This window comes from Mesorhizobium sp. M6A.T.Cr.TU.016.01.1.1 (assembly GCF_003952585.1).
GTDB lineage: Bacteria > Pseudomonadota > Alphaproteobacteria > Rhizobiales > Rhizobiaceae > Mesorhizobium > Mesorhizobium mediterraneum.
Window position 1 is genome coordinate 1,154,992 of the sequence record NZ_CP034452.1, and the last position, 17,780, is coordinate 1,172,771.

Annotated in this window: 12 protein-coding genes; 5 read left to right on the forward strand and 7 right to left on the reverse strand. The window is 63.1% G+C overall.

Annotated features, from left to right (window positions below; genetic code table 11):
- Positions 1–157 precede the first annotated feature (157 nt).
- The gene (locus tag EJ075_RS05360; protein WP_126103642.1) at positions 158–3,844 is read left to right on the forward strand and encodes a PAS domain S-box protein; all 3,687 of its coding nucleotides are present in this window, start codon (positions 158–160) and stop codon (positions 3,842–3,844) included.
- A 281-nt stretch (positions 3,845–4,125) separates the two neighbouring features.
- On the opposite strand, the gene EJ075_RS05365 is transcribed toward EJ075_RS05360, so the two are convergent.
- A complete protein-coding gene (locus EJ075_RS05365) occupies positions 4,126–6,096 on the reverse strand; it encodes an acetoacetate--CoA ligase (protein WP_126103643.1) in 1,971 nt (656 codons plus the stop codon).
- 182 nt (positions 6,097–6,278) lie between these two features.
- On the opposite strand from EJ075_RS05365, the gene EJ075_RS05370 reads away from it, so the two are divergent.
- On the forward strand, positions 6,279–8,129 hold the full coding sequence (locus tag EJ075_RS05370) for an AsmA family protein (RefSeq protein ID WP_126103644.1): 1,851 nt from the start codon (positions 6,279–6,281) through the stop codon (positions 8,127–8,129).
- A 69-nt stretch (positions 8,130–8,198) separates the two neighbouring features.
- On the opposite strand, the gene EJ075_RS05375 is transcribed toward EJ075_RS05370, so the two are convergent.
- The 6 genes from EJ075_RS05375 to EJ075_RS05400 all read right to left on the reverse strand — a co-directional run bounded on the left by EJ075_RS05375 (position 8,199) and on the right by EJ075_RS05400 (position 15,213).
- Entirely contained in the window at positions 8,199–9,017 is an 819-nt protein-coding gene (locus EJ075_RS05375; RefSeq protein ID WP_126103645.1) for an ABC transporter permease subunit, read from the reverse strand.
- Entirely contained in the window at positions 9,014–9,988 is a 975-nt protein-coding gene (locus EJ075_RS05380) for an ABC transporter permease subunit (protein ID WP_126103646.1), read from the reverse strand. Before EJ075_RS05380 ends, EJ075_RS05375 begins: the two co-directional genes overlap by 4 nt.
- A gap of 9 nt (positions 9,989–9,997) precedes the next feature.
- Positions 9,998–11,137 carry an ABC transporter ATP-binding protein gene (locus EJ075_RS05385; RefSeq protein ID WP_095483547.1) on the reverse strand — a complete coding sequence of 380 codons (1,140 nt, stop codon included), beginning with the start codon at positions 11,135–11,137 and terminating at the stop codon, positions 9,998–10,000.
- Positions 11,138–11,212: 75 nt separating this feature from the next.
- Positions 11,213–12,310 (reverse strand): polyamine ABC transporter substrate-binding protein, encoded by a 1,098-nt coding sequence (locus EJ075_RS05390; RefSeq protein WP_095483546.1) that lies wholly within the window; start codon positions 12,308–12,310, stop codon positions 11,213–11,215.
- Positions 12,311–12,668: 358 nt separating this feature from the next.
- Positions 12,669–13,610: a DMT family transporter gene (locus tag EJ075_RS05395; protein ID WP_126103647.1), complete on the reverse strand. Its 942-nt coding sequence runs from the start codon at positions 13,608–13,610 to the stop codon at positions 12,669–12,671.
- A 148-nt stretch (positions 13,611–13,758) separates the two neighbouring features.
- A complete protein-coding gene (locus EJ075_RS05400; protein ID WP_126103648.1) occupies positions 13,759–15,213 on the reverse strand; it encodes a helix-turn-helix domain-containing protein in 1,455 nt (484 codons plus the stop codon).
- A gap of 246 nt (positions 15,214–15,459) precedes the next feature.
- On the opposite strand from EJ075_RS05400, the gene aceA reads away from it, so the two are divergent.
- From aceA to EJ075_RS05415, 3 genes are all read left to right on the forward strand, one after another.
- Positions 15,460–16,749, forward strand: a complete 1,290-nt coding sequence (aceA, locus tag EJ075_RS05405; RefSeq protein ID WP_095483543.1) for an isocitrate lyase — start codon at positions 15,460–15,462, stop codon at positions 16,747–16,749.
- A gap of 63 nt (positions 16,750–16,812) precedes the next feature.
- Positions 16,813–17,055: a hypothetical protein gene (locus EJ075_RS05410; protein ID WP_095483542.1), complete on the forward strand. Its 243-nt coding sequence runs from the start codon at positions 16,813–16,815 to the stop codon at positions 17,053–17,055.
- A 240-nt stretch (positions 17,056–17,295) separates the two neighbouring features.
- Complete coding sequence (locus tag EJ075_RS05415) at positions 17,296–17,757, forward strand: response regulator (protein WP_126107244.1); 462 nt, start codon at positions 17,296–17,298, stop codon at positions 17,755–17,757.
- Positions 17,758–17,780: the final 23 nt, after the last annotated feature.

Consider the following 17,780-nt stretch of genomic DNA (forward strand, 5'->3'; position numbering starts at 1 on the left):
TGTTGCAGTGCACCATAAAATTCTTTCCCTGCGTTAACCACGAGCCCAGAGATTCCAGCGGTTGCACGCTATGGCTTGTGGACCTTCGCGCCGTCGGCTTTTATTAACAAAACGTTAACTGGAAAAACTGCCCGTTCCGTGAGGGTCCGCCAAGCGCATGCCGTCCGAAAACTACTCCTTCCTCGACGTCGCCGTGCTCGACGCGGTCCGCCAGCGCTTTGCCGCAGGCGACGCGATCGCCCTTCTGTCGGCAGATCTCGAACAGGTGATCTGGGCAAACGGACCAGGGGCGGCGGCGTTCGGCTACCCCGACATCGAGGCCATCATCGGCGCCTCGACAGGGCTGCCACTGATCGCCCGGCGCCAGATCATGGCGACAAGCGGTTTTCCACAGATCGGCCGCGACCGCGCCATCACGGTGCGGCTGGCAACCGGCCTAACCAGCCGCGCGGTTGGCTTTCTGGCCAGCGCCGTGACCATGCCTGACGGCGAAAACGCGATCATGCTGGCGGTGCCGGCGGCACAGACCGGCTCGCGCAGCGCTGCCGAGATCGCCGCTCGGGCCATCAGCGGCTTTACCGAAGACGGTCATTTCATCGCCTTCGTCGACGCCAAGGGCAATATCGAGGCCGCTTCCGATGGTTTTTCGGCGCTCGGCATCTTGCCCGAGAGGCTGGCAGCGCTCGTGGCCGATGTGGCGAACGAGAGCGATCGCATCGTCAAACGCCTCGTTCCAGGCGGCACCACTTCCTATCCGGCCGGTCTCGCCCGGCTGACGGATGAGCGGCACCTGCTGGTGGTGATCGACGAGAACCAGCTTGACTCCGAAGAAGCCTCCGCTGGCGAGCACACCTATGGCGCTGCGGCCGATGCCGTAGTCCAGCCAAAAGCAGAACAGGACAACGCGCCGGCAACAGTCGCGAAGGCGGATGCGGCAGCGGAGACTGCTCCGGCAGCCGGCGAAGACACTGCGGTGTCGGTGGAGCATGACATTCCCAGTTCGCCCCAACTCGATGCGACTGGGCCCGATGCGACCGAGCAGAGCCCGGAAGCAGCCGATAGCGCCCGCCCTGCGGCCGGCGGAGCCCCCACGCAGCTTGACCATTGGTATTTCAGCGCCAGCGAGGATGAGACACAAGAGCCGGGCCGACCGAACGCATCCGGGCCTGTCGAGGCACCGGCCGCGTCGGACGCTTCGGGGGAGAATACCGCGCAGGATGCCACCAGGGCCGCCTCCCCGGCCGACCGTGCCATCCCCCCGATCGACCGCGCGGCGGCGCCCCTGCGTTTCGTCTGGCGCACCGACGCCGAGGGCAGGTTCAGTGCCCTGTCGCCGGAATTCGCGGAACTCGTCGGCAAGCCTGCCGCCGATGTGATCGGCCGGCGCTTCAGGGACGTCGCGGCCACCTTCGACCTCGATCCGTCCGGCGAGATCGCGGGCCTGCTCGATCGACGCGACACCTGGTCCGGCCGCTCGGTGCTGTGGCCGGTTGCCGGCACCGATTTCAAGATACCCGTCGACCTGGCGGCGCTGCCTGTCTACAGCCGAAGCCGTGCCTTCGAAGGTTTTCGTGGTTTCGGCGTGGCCCGCTCCAGCGATGCGGTGGTCGATCCGGAAGCGATCGGCATGGCGCTTGTCCCTAATGCCGAAACCCCCGCAGCCGTCGAGCCGGAAGTCGCCGAAACGCCTGAGGACACCGACCCATTCAAGGGCGAGGTGCCGGCGCTGACCATCGTGCCGAAGCCGGAGCGGCGCTTTGCCGACAAGGTGATCCGGTTGGCCGAGCACAGGCAGCCGGCCAATGACAAAGGCCTGTCGACGCTGGAACGCAGTGCATTCCGTGAAATCGGCGAGCGGCTCAAGAAGGACAATCCGCCGACCGAACAGCCCGACGCTGCAAAGCCGGCAGAACCGGCTGCGGCGGAACCGACCGAAACCGATGGCGAAGACGAGAAGGATGTCGCAAGGCTCGAAGGCGAGCAGCCGGAATCAACCGTGCGCGACATCTCAGGCTCGCTGCTCGACTATGCCGACCGGGATAATGTCGCCGACAACAGCGGCGGTGCGCCGGTTGCAGAGCCGGACAGGGCGACGCAGGAAATCGCTGACTCGGACAGTCGATCGATCGCCGCCGAAGACGACGACAGCATGACGGCTGCCGATTTCCGTGACGCAGAAGACAGCGAAGACTGGGCGCGGTCCGATGACGATGAAACCCATTCGTCAGCCGATGACATCGGCCATGCCGGTGACATGGAGCCGGCGCCCGTCGAGCGGCCGCGCCTGCAGGTGCCGTCGCTCAAGCTCGAAGGGTTCGTGCCATCGGCTTTTTCGACCGCAGACGACAACAACGCTGCGGACATTTCGATTCTCGGCAAGCTGCCGGTGCCCCTGCTCATCCATTCCGGTGACGATCTTCACTATGCGAATGAGGAATTCCTCAGCCTGACCGGCTATGACACGCTCGACGATCTGGAGGATGCAGGTGGCCTCGGCGCGCTGTTTGCCGATCCTTATGACGACAGCGCCTCCGATGGCACCGATCACGCGCTGCGGTTGAAGACACATGACGGTCAGGAGTTCCCGATCGAGGCTATTCTGCGCTCGGTACCGTGGCGTGGCGGCAAGGCGCTGATGCTGGTCGTGCGCCGTTCCGGCGACGACGAGGCAGCGGCTATTCCGCAGGGTGGCGCCGACGACCAGACGCAGCCTGATGTTTCCGAGCTCAAGGCGCGCATCGCCGAGATGCGCACCATCATCGACACCGCGACCGACGGCGTCGTGCTGATCGGCCGTGACGGAACGATCCGCTCGATCAGCCGCCCGGCGGAAGCGCTGTTCGGTTTTGACAGCGATGAGGTGACCGGCAAACCCTTCTTTTCGCTGTTTGCGATCGAAAGCCAGCGCGCGGCGCGCGACTATCTCGACGGACTGTCCGAGCCCGGCGTGGCGAGCGTGATGAATGACGGCCGCGAGGTGATCGGACGCGAGGCACAGGGGCGTTTCATTCCGCTGTTCATGACCATCGGCAGGCTGCCCAACGACAGCGGGTTCTGCGCGGTGGTGCGCGACATCACCCAGTGGAAGCGGGCCGAAGAGGATCTGACCCAGGCGCGCGCCGTGGCCGAGCGCGCCTCCTCGCAGAAGACCGACTTCCTCGCCCGCATCAGCCACGAGATCCGCACGCCGCTCAACGCCATCATCGGGTTTTCCGAGCTGATGGTCGACGAGAAATTCGGACCGGTCGCCAATGACCGCTACCGCGACTATCTGCGCGACATCAACCGGTCGGGCAACCACGTGCTCGACCTGGTCAACGACCTGCTCGACATCTCGAAGATCGAGGCCGGCCAGCAGGAGATGGCCTATGAGGCGGTGTCGCTCAACGACACGCTGGCCGAGACGGTGGCGATGATGCAGCCGCAAGCCAACCGCGAACGTGTCATCATCCGCTCCAGTTTCGCCTCACGGCTGCCGGAAGTGGTGGCCGACCTGCGCAGCGTGCGCCAGATCGCGCTGAACATCCTGTCGAATGCCATCCGCTACACGCAGGCCGGCGGCCAGGTAATCGTGTCGACCGCCTATGAGATCTCCGGCGACGTCGTGATGCGGGTGCGCGACACCGGCATCGGCATGAGCCAGTCCGAGATCGAGCAAGCGCTGAAGCCGTTCAAGCAGATCAACGCGCTGAAGCGCGGGCGCGGCGACGGCACCGGTCTCGGGCTGCCGCTGACCAAGGCCATGGTCGAGGCGAACCGCGCTCGATTCACCATCAATTCGACGCCCGGCGAGGGCACTCTGGTCGAAGTCGCTTTTCCGTCGACCCGCGTGCTCGCGGATTGATCTAAAAGAAAAGGCGTCCAACAGGACGCCTTGAATGATGGGATTGCTGTTACAACGGGGGCTTGAGCGAATTCAGATCCTCTGGGGATTTCGAGGAACGGGATTTCTCCCTCAAGTTACGCACGACTATCGGTGCCGGCCCTTAACAAAACCTTACCGGCGTCGCCGAAAATTTACCAATGTGTACCACTCATGAAATCTAGGTAAATTCGAGCGAGATATTTCGTTAACCATGCTCGACCAGCACCTATCAAGCCGAATGGCGGCGCCGCTCTGTTTGCTTAGTCGGCAAGCTGCGGCAAATCGCGGAACAGCTCGAGCGCTTCTGGATTGGCCAGCGCCTCCTTGTTCTTGACGGCGCGGCCATGCACCATGTCGCGCACCGCGAGTTCGGTGATCTTGCCCGATTTGGTGCGTGGGATGTCGGCGACGGCGACGATCCTGGCGGGAACGTGGCGCGGGCTCGCCCCGCTGCGGATTTTCGCCCGGATACGTTTTTCCAGCTCGGCGTCGAGCTCAACGCCGGCAGCCAGCCGCACGAACAGCACAACGCGCACGTCATTGTCGAAATCCTGGCCGATGCACAGCGCTTCCAGGATTTCCGGCATCTGCTCGACCTGATCGTAGATCTCCGCCGTGCCGATCCGCACACCGCCCGGATTGAGCGTCGCGTCGGAGCGACCATGGATGATCAGGCCGCCATGGGCGGTCCATTCGGCGAAGTCGCCGTGGCACCAGATATTGTCGAAGCGCTCGAAATAGGCTGCGTGGTATTTCTTGCCTTCGGGATCGTTCCAGAAACCGATTGGCATAGCAGGAAACGCCTTGGTGCAGACGAGCTCACCCTTCTCCTGCCTGAGCGGGCGGCCATCGTCATCCCAGACATCGACGGCGAGACCGAGACCGGGTCCCTGGATCTCTCCGGTCCACACCGGTTCCGTCGGCACGCCGAGCACGAAACAGGATACGATGTCGGTGCCGCCGGAGATCGAGGCGAGATGCACGTCGTGCTTAATGCCCTCATAGACGAAGCGAAAATCTTCCGGCGACAATGGCGAGCCGGTGGAGGAGATCGTGCGCACGGTGGAAAGATCATGCGTGCGGATCGGTTTGAGGCCGGCCTTGCGCACGGAATCGATGAATTTGGCCGAGGTGCCGAAATAGGTCATCTTCTCGGCGTCGGCAAAATCGAACAGCACATTGCCGTCGGGGTAGAAGGGCGAGCCATCATAAAGCAGAAGGGTTGCGCCCGACGCGAGGCCGGACACCAGCCAGTTCCACATCATCCAGCCGCAGGTGGTGAAATAGAAGAAGCGGTCGCCGTCGAGCAGGCCGGCATGAAGCCGCTCTTCCTTGACATGCTGGATCAGCGTTCCGCCGGCCGAATGGACGATGCATTTGGGGATGCCGGTCGTTCCGGAAGAAAACAGGATGTAGAGCGGATGCGCGAACGGCAACCGTTCGAAAGCGACCGCCTTGGCCGCGAAGGATGAGAGTGCCTCGTCCAGCGCCGCAGCCTTCTCGACGGTCGCCGCGACATCGCTCGAAGTGCCGAGATAGTCGACGATCAGGACCTTGCGGACGGTGGGAAGCTTTGCCGCAACGGCCGCGATCTTGTCGGCGACCTCGATCGCCTTGCCATTGTACCAATAGCCGTCGGGCGCGATGAAGACGACAGGCTCGATCTGGCCGAACCGGTCCAGCACGCCCTGTTCGCCGAAATCTGGAGAGCAGGACGACCAGACCGCGCCAATCGAGGCTGTCGCCAGCAGGGCGGCGACGGTCTCCGGCATGTTGGGCATCATGGCGGCGATGCGGTCGCCCTTTTTCACCCCAAGCGACAGGAAAAGCTGCTGCAGCCGCGAGGTCAGCGCATGCAGCTCATTCCAGGAGAGCCGGCGCTCGACCTTGTCCTCGCCGCGAAAGACGATAGCGTCACTGGGGCCGGTCTTCTTCAGGAGGTTCTCGGCGAAGTTCAGCTTCGCGTCGGGAAAAAACGCGGCGCCGGGCATCTTATCGCCATCGACGAGCACGCGCTCGCCCCCGCTGGTGCCCTTGTCGCCCACGATCCCGCAAAAATCCCAGACCAGGCTCCAGAATGCCTCGCGATCGTCGATCGACCAGCGGTGTAGATCGGCATAGGATGAAAAAACCTTGCCGGTTCCAGCCGCGGCGGCCGTCTTAAAGGCGGTCATCGGCGCCGCGTCGACCTGGTCTTTCGTCGGTGCCCAGAGCGGTGCTTCGCCAGCCATGATCAATCCTCCCGCGGTCACCGTCGCTTATGCATATCGCAGGTCAGCAGAGCAAGATTTTGTTCGGCCGAGCGATGTGGATGTGCGCAAATGCCATCGCTGGGCCATAAAGACTTGAAATGCGTCAGCCGTGGGTTACACCCGTCGGGCGATTTTGTCGGAACGGAAGCATACGGGGCGACATGTCATCATCTTTGATCCGGCGCGGAATATGGGCGATCGGCGTTGCCGTGCTCGTCATCGCGCTGGCCGTCGCCGCGCTGCCGCTCGTCGCCTCGACCCGCATCGTGCGCGATCGCATCGCCTGGGAAATGAGTGCGTGGAGCGGTTTCAGGGTCACCATTGACGGCGCGCCGCGGATCGAGGTCTGGCCGAATTTTCGAGCCATCCTGGCCGACGTGACGCTCTCGCAGTGGACAGAGACCGACGCGCCGCCTGTGATCGAAGCCGAACGGGTCGAGGTCAATCTCTCGGCCATGGCGGCATTGCGTGGCGACGTGGTGTTCTCGACGGCGCGGCTGATCCGGCCGACGATCAGGGTTCAACGCGCAGCAAATGGGCTTTTCCTGCCCGCCTTGCCGTCGGGCGGGCGCATCACGCGTTCCATCGACACCGCTCGCGCCGTGGTCAGCGCCAATCCAGCCAAGCCGGACTTGAGCAAGCTGCCGGCAGATCCGTTCGGCACCGTGGAGTTCAGGAACGGCCGCGTGGTGACCTCCGTCGATGGCAAGGACACTGAGATACTGAGCAGCCTGAGCGGACAGGCGAACTGGGCCGCAATGAACAGCAATGCGACGCTGTCGGCGACCGGGATCTGGCGCGGCGAAAGCGTCGCCGTGGACGCCGCTTCGTCGAACCCGCTGGTGCTGTTTGGGGGCGGTGCTGCGCCGATGACGCTTTCCTTCAAGGCGGCCCCTGCCAGTTTTTCGTTCGACGGCGTGGCCAGCATGTCCGAGAACGCCTATTTCGACGGCCAGGCGAAATTTGCCGCGCCCTCGCTCAGGCGCGTGCTCGAATGGTCGCGGGCCGGCATCGCGCCGGGCGCGGCAATCGGCTCGGTTTCCGTTTCCAGCAAGGTCACCGCGACCTCCGGCCGCATTAAACTCGAAAACACCGAGATCGCTCTGGACGACAATCCAGGGATGGGTGCGCTGGACTTCTCCTTTGGCGAGGCGCGGCCGGTGATCGCCGGCACGCTCGCCTTCGACACGCTCGACTTGCGATCGTTTCTCTCCGCCTTCACACCCTTGGCGCCTGCGGACGGCGCTGGTCCCGGCGAAATCGACATAAGCGTCGCCGACCGGATCGATCTCGATCTCAGATTGTCGGCAGCGCAGGCCACCGCAGGCACCATCCAGCTTGCCGACGTCGCCGCCACCGCCCAGGTCAAGGACGGTCTTGCCGTCTTCGATATTTCCGATGCATCGGCCTTTGGCGGCATCATCCAGAGCAGTCTTCGTTTCGACCGCAAGCCGGGCGGCACGCAGGTCGAGATCAGGCTGCTCGCCTCCGATGTCGATGGCGGCGCTTTTGGCACCGCAGCCGGAATGACGCGGCTGGTGCCGATCGGCAGGGGAACCGTTTCGGTTATCCTCAAGGGCCCGGGCAGAACCTGGGATTCCATTTTCGAAAACGCCGACGGCTCGGTTTCGGCGAAATTCGGCCAGGGCGCCTTGAGCCGGCTCGACCTGCCGGCGTTTCTCAAGCACAACGAACAGGGCGGGTTCTTCGCGCTCGACGATGTCTCCGACGGAACGCTGCCGATCGACGGGGCCGAACTCAAGGCAAGCATTTCGAACGGTGTGGCCAGGATCGACAAGGCCGAAGCGAATTCGGCGAAGTACAAGGTCTGGCTTTCCGGCATCGCCTCCTACGCCGGGCGCGGGCTGGCGCTGTCCGGCGGCATCATTCAGGCGGACCAGCCAGCCACGCAGACGAACAACCAGGGGCCCAACCAATCTTCGTTCTTCGTCGGCGGAACGTGGAGCACGCCGTTCATTTCGCCGATAAGCCGCGGGGTTTCCGGAGAATAGGCAACTAGGCTGCTGCGGGTGTCATCGGACGCGCTTCCTGCCGGCTTTTGGCTGGTGCCGCTTCTTTCGTCACCCCCGCTGAGCGGCCTGCTCGTCGCGCTGGCGCTGCACCTCGCGACGCTTGTTGGCGAGCGAGGCGATGATGACCCCAACCGCCACGACCGCGATCAGGATGGTGCAGGCGGCGTTGATCTCCGGCGTCACACCGAGACGAACCTGGCTGTAGATCTTCATCGGCAGCGTGGTGGCGCCAGGCCCTGAGGTGAAGCTGGCGATGACCAGATCGTCGAGTGACAATGTGAACGCCAGCATCCAGCCCGACACGATCGCAGGCATGATGACGGGCAGAGTGATCTGAAAGAAGGTCTTCACCGGCGGCGCGCCAAGATCCATCGCGGCTTCTTCCAGCGAGCGGTCGAAGGTGACCAGGCGCGACTGCACGACAACGGCGACGAAGCACATGGTCAGGGTGATGTGGGCAAGCGTGACGGTGAGGAAGCCGCGGTCGAGACCGACGGCGACGAAGAGCAGCAGCAGCGACAGGCCGGTGATGACTTCCGGCATGACCAGCGGCGCAAAGACCATGCCGGAAAACAGCATCCGGCCCTTGAAGCGCGTGTAGCGCGTCAAGGTGAGAGCCGCCAGTGTGCCGAGCACTGTCGCCACGGTGGCCGAGATGACGGCGACGCGGGCCGTTACCCAGGTGGCGTCCATGAGGCCCTGGTTGTGGAACAGCGCGACGTACCATTTGGTCGAGAAACCGCCCCAGACGGTGACCAGTTTCGACTCGTTGAAGGAGAAGACGATGAGCAGGACGATCGGCAGGTAAAGAAAGGCAAAGCCCAGCACGATCGAGGTGATGTTGAAACGGCTCCAGGTCGGGTTCATTTGTCTTGTTCCTGGGCGCGGGCCTGCGCCCGCTGGAAGAGCATGATCGGCACGATCAGCAGCAACAGCAGGATGACAGCGACGGCCGACGACACTGGCCAGTCGCGATTGGCGAAGAACTCGTTCCACAGCGTTTTGCCGATCATCAGCGTCTGCGATCCGCCGAGCAGGTCGGGAATGACGAACTCGCCGACGGCGGGGATGAACACCAGCAGGCAGCCGGCGATGACGCCGGGCACCGACAGCGGAAAGGTGATCTTCCAGAACGCGCTGGTCGGCGGGCAGCCAAGATCCTTGGCCGCTTCGATCAGCGAGTAATCCATCTTTTCCAAGGACGAATAGAGCGGCAGCACCATGAACGGCAGATAGGAATAGACGATGCCGATGAAGATCGCCGTGTAGGTGTTGAGGACGATGAGCGGCTGGCTGATGACGCCGGTGGCGAGCAGCAGCTGATTGAGCAGCCCCTCGGGCTTGAGAATGCCGATCCAGGCGTAGACACGGATCAGGAACGAGGTCCAGAACGGCAGGATCACCAGCATCAGCAAGGTCGGGCGAAGCGTCGCCGGCGCGCGGGCCATGCCATAGGCGATCGGGTAGCCGACAAGCAATGTCAGCACCGTCGAGATGGCGGCAACGATGACGCTCGTCACATAGGCATTGAAGTACAGCGCATCCTGCGTCAGCCATGTGTAGTTATCGACGCTGAGCTGTTTCAGCTGGGCAAGAAAACCGGAAAGGCCGTCGCCGAAGCCAAGCACCGGCGTGTAGGGCGGTATGGCGATTGCCGTCTGCGACAGCGAAATCTTGAGGACGATGATGAACGGAATGAGGAAGAAGAACACCAGCCAGAGATACGGGATGATGATGACGAGACGGCCAATGAAGGCGGCACTCAATCTGGCCAAGGCGGATTTGCCAGCATCGGTGGCCTGAGAGCTTGCTGCAGCGGTGACAGCGGCGTTCGACATGACCGTCCCCTATCGCGTCAGCACGACGCCGGCGTCCGGCCGGAACGACACCCAGGCACGGTCGTTCCAGCTCAGCGGATCCTCGGTGATGCGGGCCGCATTCATCGTGCTCGCCCGCACTACATGGCCATCGTCCAGCCTGACGTGATAGACGGTCATGTCGCCGAGATAGGCGATATCGTAGACCTCGCCCTCAATGGCATTGACGGCACCGGCCGGCTTCTTCGACGATATCTTGATCTTCTCCGGCCTGATCGCGAAGGCGACGGCCGCGCCGGTGGCGGCATCGCCGGCATTCTCGGTCCGGATGGTGATGCCGTTGCCCGCGTCGATGCTTGCCGCGCCAGCCTCGCCACGCGCGATCTTGCCTTCGAACATGTTGACGTTGCCGACAAAGCCGGCGACGAAGCGGGAACCGGGCGCCTCGTAGACTTCCGCCGGCGTCGCCACCTGCATCACCTCGCCCTTGTCGATGATGGCGATGCGGTCGGCCATGGTCATCGCCTCTTCCTGGTCGTGGGTGACGACGACGAAGGTGAGGCCGAGTGACTGCTGCAGATCCATCAGCTCGAACTGCGTTTCCTCGCGCAGCTTCTTGTCCAGCGCGCCAAGCGGCTCATCGAGCAGCAGGACCTTCGGCCTTTTGGCGACCGAGCGGGCAAGCGCGACGCGCTGGCGCTGGCCGCCGGACAATTGGTGCGGCTTGCGCTTGGCGAACTGCTCGAGCTTGACCAGCTTCAGCATCTCTCCAACGCGCGCCGCGATCTCGGGCTTCGGCATGCCGTCCTGCTTGAGGCCGAAGGCGATGTTGTTCTCGACCGTCATATGCGGGAACAACGCGTAGGACTGGAACATCATATTGACCGGCCGCCGGTATGGCGGGATGCCGCGCAGATCCTGGCCATCGAGCAGAATGCGGCCGGCGGTCGGCTCCTCGAAGCCGGCGAGCATCCGCAGAAGCGTCGATTTTCCGCAACCCGACGCCCCGAGCAGGGCAAAGAACTCGCGCTCGAATATGGTCAGCGACAAATTATTGACGGCGGTGAAGTCACCGAACTTCTTGGTGACCTTGTCGAACTGGATGTATGGCTTGGCGTTCGGATCGTTCCATGGCGCGAAATCCCTGCGGATGCTGCCAAGCGATTTCATGTCCCACTCCGTCCTGGTTCTATCCCCAAAAAAGATTTGACCCCGGCACGCTGTGCCGGGGTCCTTGATCGTCTCTTATTGCCCGGTGACGATCCTGGTCCAGGTGCGGGTGACCACGCGCTGGGTCTTGGAATCGTAAGGGGAGATGGTGAACAGCTTCGCCAGCGTCGCCTCGTCCGGGTAGATCGCCGGGTCCTCGAGTATCTCCTTGCTGATGAACTGCTGCGACGCCTTGTTGCCGTTGGCGTAGAAGACATAGTTGCTCGACTTGGCGATCACTTCCGGCTTCATCATGTAGTTCAGGAATTCATGCGCCTCGGCGACATGCGGCGCATCGGCAGGGATTGCCATCTGGTCGAACCACATTTCGGCACCTTCCTTCGGCACGGAATAGCTGATCTCGACGCCATGGTTGGCCTCGGTCGCACGGTCGCGCGCCTGGAACACGTCGCCCGACCAGCCAACTGCCAGGCAGATGTCGCCATTGGCCAGTGCGTTGATATATTCCGACGAGTGGAACTTGCGGATGTAAGGCCTGATCTTAAGCATCAGTTCTTCCGCCTTGGCGAAATCGTCCAGCGACGTGGTCTCGGGATCGATGCCCAGATATTTGAAGGCGTTTGGGAGGATGTCGCTCGGGGAGTCGAGGACATAGACGCCGCAATCCTTCAGCTTGGCCAGTTTTTCCGGATTGAAGAACACGTCCCAGCTGTCGATCTTGTCGGTCCCGAGCGCTTCCTGCACTTTCTTGACGTTATAGCCGAGGCCGACCGTGCCCCACATGTAGTTGATCGAATATTCGTTGCCCGGATCGTACTTGGCTGTGCGCTCCGAGACGATGTCCCACATGTTGGAAATGTTGGGCAGCTTCGACTTGTCGAGCTTCTGGAACACACTTGCCTGGATCTGGCGTGCGAGGAAATTGGCGGTCGGCACGACAACGTCGTAGCCGCTGCCGCCGGCAAGCAGTTTCGTCTCCAGGAGCTCATTGGAATCGAACGTGTCGTAGGTGACCTTGATGCCCGTTTCCTTGGTGAAATCCTCGATAATCGAGCTGTCGATGTAATCCGACCAGTTATAGACGTTGACGACACGGTCCTGGGCATGAGCGCCGAGGGTGAAAAGCGTCAGAAATGCCGAGGTCGCCGAAAGCCAGAACGCTTTGCGGGTCATTGAGTCTCTCCTTTGATGAGTGTTCCATCGCCAGCTCGTCGCGGGGCTGCGCGGCTGGACATTTGCTTCAGATTATTGGGCTTTCCGGCAAGCGACAAGCACGAACCGCCGACACCTTGATGGTTCGATGTGCAGCGGCCAAGGCTCCCGTTCCCATGTCGTGATCCGGATGGCGTTCTGGCGCCGTCAGAGGCTCTCGCCACGACGCGGGCAGGGATACGACGATGTTGTCCGGTCTCGATCGGGCCGGAGGGGAGACTTGGCAAGATACGCCTGTCTTGTTGTTGCCGTATTGGCAGCCTGCCCGCGCGGCTGCGGCGTTGTCAATGGCTCATCTCGCTTTGGCGCGTGCGCTGCATCAATTAGGCGACGGCATGCCGGTGACACCCGGCCGCACGGGCCGCGCCTGACGCTTGAATTCGAGGCCGATATGGACGAGCAGCGCCGTGACCACGACCGTGCCGCCAAGGATGGTGCGTCCCGACGGCACCTCGGAATGGATGAGCCAGACCCAGATCGGGCCGAGGATCGGCTCGAAGGTGCCGAGGAGTGCCGCGACCGCTGCCGGAACAAGCCGGGCGCCGGTGGCGAAGAAGGCAAGGCCGAGACCCAGATTGACCACGCCGAACGCAAACAGGAAGCCCATGTCGCTGCTGGAAACGCCGAATTGCGATGCCTGGGACGCCGCGAATGCGGCGGCAAGCATCGTGCCGAGGCAGGTCGCTGGCGTCATGCGCACATGGGCAAAGCGCCGCGTGATGACGGTGGCGATCGAAAACATCACCGCGATGAGCAGCGCCAAGCCGTCGCCGATGGGCGACACGGCGCCATCGAGCGATTCCGATACCATGATGGCAACGCCGGCAATGACGGCTGCAATCGCTACCCAGGTCGCCATGCCGACCCGTTCGCGAAACAGCACCCACGCAAACAGCGCTGCCAGCAGCGGCACGCCGGCCTGCATCAAAAGGATGTTGGCGACGGTGGTGTAGGCAAGCGCCACGACAAAGCAAGTCGATGCAGTGGCGAAGCAGAACGCCACGGCAAGGCCGGGCAGGCCCATGCCGCGGAACAGCTTCACCGTGCCGTGCCAACCGTCGCGCCAGATCATGAAGCAGACCAGGAAGGCGGCGGCCCAGACCGAGCGCCAGAACACCACCGTCCAGCTGTCGCCCGCTTCGATGAAGCGGGCGATGGCGCCGCCGAAACTCCACATCAGCGCCGACAGAAATATCAACAGGAAGCCGACGCGCTCCTCACGCGGCGAGACGGCAATCGGTGATGATGCGGTATCGGTCATGGGCGCGACTGTCGACGATTTCAGGGCGGCACGATGCGCAACGGACGACAAGAACGTGCTTCATTCGCGTAGCGCAAAGGCAGCGGCGGAGCGTGGTCCACCGGACGGCGACGGTTGTGGCAAAGGCGGCAGTCGGCGATCTGGGGCCTCACTGGAAATCGAAGGCGCTCAGCCCGGTCACCATTTCGTCGAGGCCGAGCGGGCGCGTCACCGGCGGCTCGGCGCGGGCGAGGCAGCCGATGCGCTCACACAGCCGGCAGGCCGGGCCTATCGGTGTGGCCGGATTGATGCCCTGTCCGGCTTTTCCTGTCGTTGCGGCGGCTGGCCCCGGCAGTGCCGTGCCGTAGACGATCTCGTCACGAAAGCCGATGTCGCAGCCGAGCAGAAGCGCGGTACGGCGCGGGCGCTCCGAAAACGAGCCTTGCGGCCCTTCGAGCGTGCGGGCGACGCAGAGGAACTCGGCGCCATCGGGCATTTCCACCGCCTCGACGAAGATCTGGCCGGGCTGGGTAAAGGCGGCATGCACGGGGAGCTTCGGACAGCCGCCGCCGAAGCGGCTCTGGGGAAAACCCTGGCTGCCCGCCTTACGGAAGCGGTTGCCGGCACTGTCGACCTCGAGCATGAAGAACGGGACGCCCGGCGTGCCCGGCCGCTGCAGCATTGTCAGGCGGTTCGCCGCCTGCTCGAAGGAGACGCCGAAGCGCGAGCGCAGCACGTCGATGTCGTACCGCGCGCGGGTCGCGGCCGCATGGAAGGACTGGTAGGGCATCATCAGCGCGTGGGCGGCGTAGCGGCCAAGCTCGAAGCGGGCGAGCCGGCGGGCCTCATCCGTGGTCAGCTTCAGCGCCTGGATCTCGCCTGCCACCGCGACCGTCATGCGGATCAGGCAGGCCTCCATCGCCACCTCGCGCAACTGGTCGAACGGCGACAGGCGCTCGGACAGAAACAGACGCTGCGAGTGGCGGTCGTAACGGCGGCGCCAGTTCGGCATGGTGGCGACCGGCAGCACCTTGACCACGATGCCGTATTCGCGCTTCAGCCAGGCCTTGAGCGCACCGAGCAGATCGTCGCCGGGATCGAGCACCGACGTGAATGCCTCGGCCTCCTCTTCGAGCGCGGCAAAATGGTTCGGCCGGCGCTCGAAAATCTCGTGCACCTCGTCAATCGGCAAGCGGGCGCCGGAGAGTGCCGTCGCCTTGCCCTCACGCGCGAGAAGCTCGTTGAGGTCGGAAAGGCGCTCGGCCTGCTCGCGATAGGCGCGAAACAGCTTTATCACCGCGGCGGAAGCGTTGGGCGCTGCCTCGGCAAGCTCGATCAGCTCCTGGTCACCAGGCAATTCGCCGACCAGCAGCGGGTCTGAAAACACTTCCTTCAGGGCGGCGACCGACCCCCTCGCCTCGCCCTGCAATTCATGCGGGTCGACCTTGTAGACAGATGCCAGCTTTAGGATCAGCTGGACCGTCAGCGGCCGTTGGTTACGCTCGATGAGATTGAGATAGGACGGCGAGATGCCGAGCCCTTCGGCCATCGCCGTCTGGGTCAGGCCCTTGGCGCTGCGGATACGGCGGATGCGCGGCCCGGCGAAGATCTTTTGATCGGCCACTCGACTGTCCTTGACAGAAATTTACATTGCTTCTGCACGGCGATGTCACGCCGGTCTTTACAATCATGACAAATTTACAGCGCCTGGCTGTCAAACGCAACACAGGTTTTCTCTTATTCCTCAGCCAAATCTACGGTTTCTCTCGCCTGTTTCGCGCCGAAATGTAAATGCTGTCACACCAAAACGGCGCGAAATCTGCATGAGGCGGCGTTCTCTATCCCAGTAACGATTTATCCGGAGCGACCAATGACCGATTTTTACAACCTCGTCCCCTCGGCGCCGGAAGGCCGCTTCGACGGCATCGAGCGGCCCTATTCGCCGGACGATGTGAAGCGACTGCGCGGTTCGGTCCAGATCCGGCAGAGCCTCGCCGAAATGGGCGCCAACCGGCTTTGGCAGCTCATCCACGAGGAGGACTTTGTCAACGCGCTCGGCGCCATGTCGGGCAACCAGGCGATGCAGCAGGTCCGGGCCGGGCTGAAGGCGATCTACCTGTCTGGATGGCAGGTCGCCGCCGACGCCAACACCGCCTCCGCCATGTATCCGGACCAGTCGCTTTATCCCGCCAATGCCGCGCCCGAACTGGTCAAGCGCATCAACCGCACGCTGCAGCGTGCGGACCAGATCGAGACCTCCGAAGGCAAGGGGCTTTCGGTCGACACCTGGTTCGCGCCTGTTGTCGCCGATGCGGAAGCCGGTTTCGGCGGGCCGCTCAATGCCTTCGAGATCATGAAAGCCTTCATCGAGGCGGGTGCCGCCGGCGTCCACTACGAGGACCAACTGGCGTCGGAAAAGAAATGCGGCCATCTCGGCGGCAAGGTGCTGATCCCGACCGCCGCACACATCCGCAACCTCAACGCCGCGCGGCTTGCCGCCGACGTCATGGGCACGCCGACGCTGGTCGTCGCGCGCACCGATGCGGAAGCGGCAAAGCTGCTCACCTCCGACATCGACGAGCGCGACCAGCCCTTCGTCGACTATGGCGCCGGCCGCACGGTGGAGGGCTTCTATCAAGTCAGGAACGGCATCGAGCCTTGCATTGCGCGGGCCGTCGCCTACGCGCCCTACGCCGACCTGATCTGGTGCGAGACCTCCAAGCCCGATCTGGCGCAGGCCAAGAAGTTCGCCGAGGGCGTGCACAGGCATCATCCCGGCAAACTTCTCGCCTATAATTGCTCGCCGTCGTTCAACTGGAAGAAAAACCTCGACGACGCCACGATCGCCAAGTTCCAGAGGGAGCTCGGCGCCATGGGCTACAAGTTCCAGTTCATCACGCTGGCCGGTTTCCACCAGCTCAATTTCGGCATGTTCGAACTCGCCCGCGGCTACAAGGCGCGGCAGATGGCGGCTTATTCCGAGTTGCAGGAGGCTGAATTCGCGGCGGAAGCCCACGGCTACACCGCGACCAAGCACCAGCGCGAAGTCGGCACCGGCTATTTCGACGCCGTGTCGATGGCGATCACCGGTGGCCGGTCTTCAACCACGGCCATGCATGAATCGACCGAGCACGCCCAGTTCAAACCGGCGGCGGAATAGCAGGAACGCAACGAACAGAGGAACGCCCCCGAAGGGGTATAAATACGCAGAAGGAGAAGACCAATGGCATCGATAAGCCGCGTCAAGGAACGGGCCGAAGAACAGGCCACCACCATGAGCGTCGACCAGCAAGCAACCATCCGCATGCTTGCGAACGACCTGCACAGGCTCAACCAGTCGGTGATGAAGGCGGTCGAGGCCGGTGTGTCGGTTGAGCTCGTGCGCTCGGCACGGCACCATGGCGGCGACGGCAACTGGGGCGATCTGCTGATCCCGGTGATCGTCACGCAGCGGAGCCACGGCTGACCGAAGTCCAAGCAAAGCCTATTGTGGATCCGGAATCACCTGCGCAGTCTCTGCGCAGGTGATTTGCGTTTGCACGGCCAGTTTGCATACGGGCAAAAAACAGAACTTGCTTTAAATTTTAACGTTTCTTGCGATATTCTCGATGTTCGCCATTTCAGCTTGACATAGGCAGCGATCTCACGGCAATTGTCTCTAGAGTTTCAACCCTGCATTGAAACCAGTCGAGTGCCCGCCCCGCTCATGCGCCCCGTGAATCGCGATACCAAGACTGTAAACCACCTGAGTTTGGTGAGCCGGAATGTGGATCCCGAGATGCTCACGGACTTCACCCGCGTGCTCGTCGTCGGAAAGTCGCCGGTCAACCGGGTGGTGGTTTCGAAAATCGTCGAACGATCCGGGCTCAAGCCGATCTCGGAATCGCCCGAGACGGCAGCAACGACGTTGCGATCGCTCATTCCCGGAGCTGTCGTCCTCGACGGCGGCGCGGACAACAAGGACTGCGACGCGCTGATGTCGGGTATCGACGCGCTGCGACGCACTTCTGGCAAGTCGCTCCCCTCGGTGATCCTGCTTTCGACCAAGAACGGCACACCAGAGAGCCTCGGTCTGTCGAGCGTCGTCGATGCGGTGGTCGTCAAACCGATCACGACCGAACGACTGCAGCCGGTGATCGACCGCCTGGTCGAGCTCGGACGTAACTAGCCAGCACCCGGCCCGACGCCAAG

Bases quoted from the DNA above. Each gene is read 5' to 3' on its own strand.
- EJ075_RS05360 (WP_126103642.1), top strand. From the start codon at position 158: ATGCCGTCCGAAAACTACTCCTTCCTCGACGTCGCCGTGCTCGACGCG.
- EJ075_RS05365 (WP_126103643.1), bottom strand. From the start codon at position 6,096: ATGGCTGGCGAAGCACCGCTCTGGGCACCGACGAAAGACCAGGTCGAC.
- EJ075_RS05370 (WP_126103644.1), top strand. From the start codon at position 6,279: ATGTCATCATCTTTGATCCGGCGCGGAATATGGGCGATCGGCGTTGCC.
- EJ075_RS05375 (WP_126103645.1), bottom strand. From the start codon at position 9,017: ATGAACCCGACCTGGAGCCGTTTCAACATCACCTCGATCGTGCTGGGC.
- EJ075_RS05380 (WP_126103646.1), bottom strand. From the start codon at position 9,988: ATGTCGAACGCCGCTGTCACCGCTGCAGCAAGCTCTCAGGCCACCGAT.
- EJ075_RS05385 (WP_095483547.1), bottom strand. From the start codon at position 11,137: ATGAAATCGCTTGGCAGCATCCGCAGGGATTTCGCGCCATGGAACGAT.
- EJ075_RS05390 (WP_095483546.1), bottom strand. From the start codon at position 12,310: ATGACCCGCAAAGCGTTCTGGCTTTCGGCGACCTCGGCATTTCTGACG.
- EJ075_RS05395 (WP_126103647.1), bottom strand. From the start codon at position 13,610: ATGACCGATACCGCATCATCACCGATTGCCGTCTCGCCGCGTGAGGAG.
- aceA (WP_095483543.1), top strand. From the start codon at position 15,460: ATGACCGATTTTTACAACCTCGTCCCCTCGGCGCCGGAAGGCCGCTTC.
- EJ075_RS05410 (WP_095483542.1), top strand. From the start codon at position 16,813: ATGGCATCGATAAGCCGCGTCAAGGAACGGGCCGAAGAACAGGCCACC.
- EJ075_RS05415 (WP_126107244.1), top strand. From the start codon at position 17,296: ATGCGCCCCGTGAATCGCGATACCAAGACTGTAAACCACCTGAGTTTG.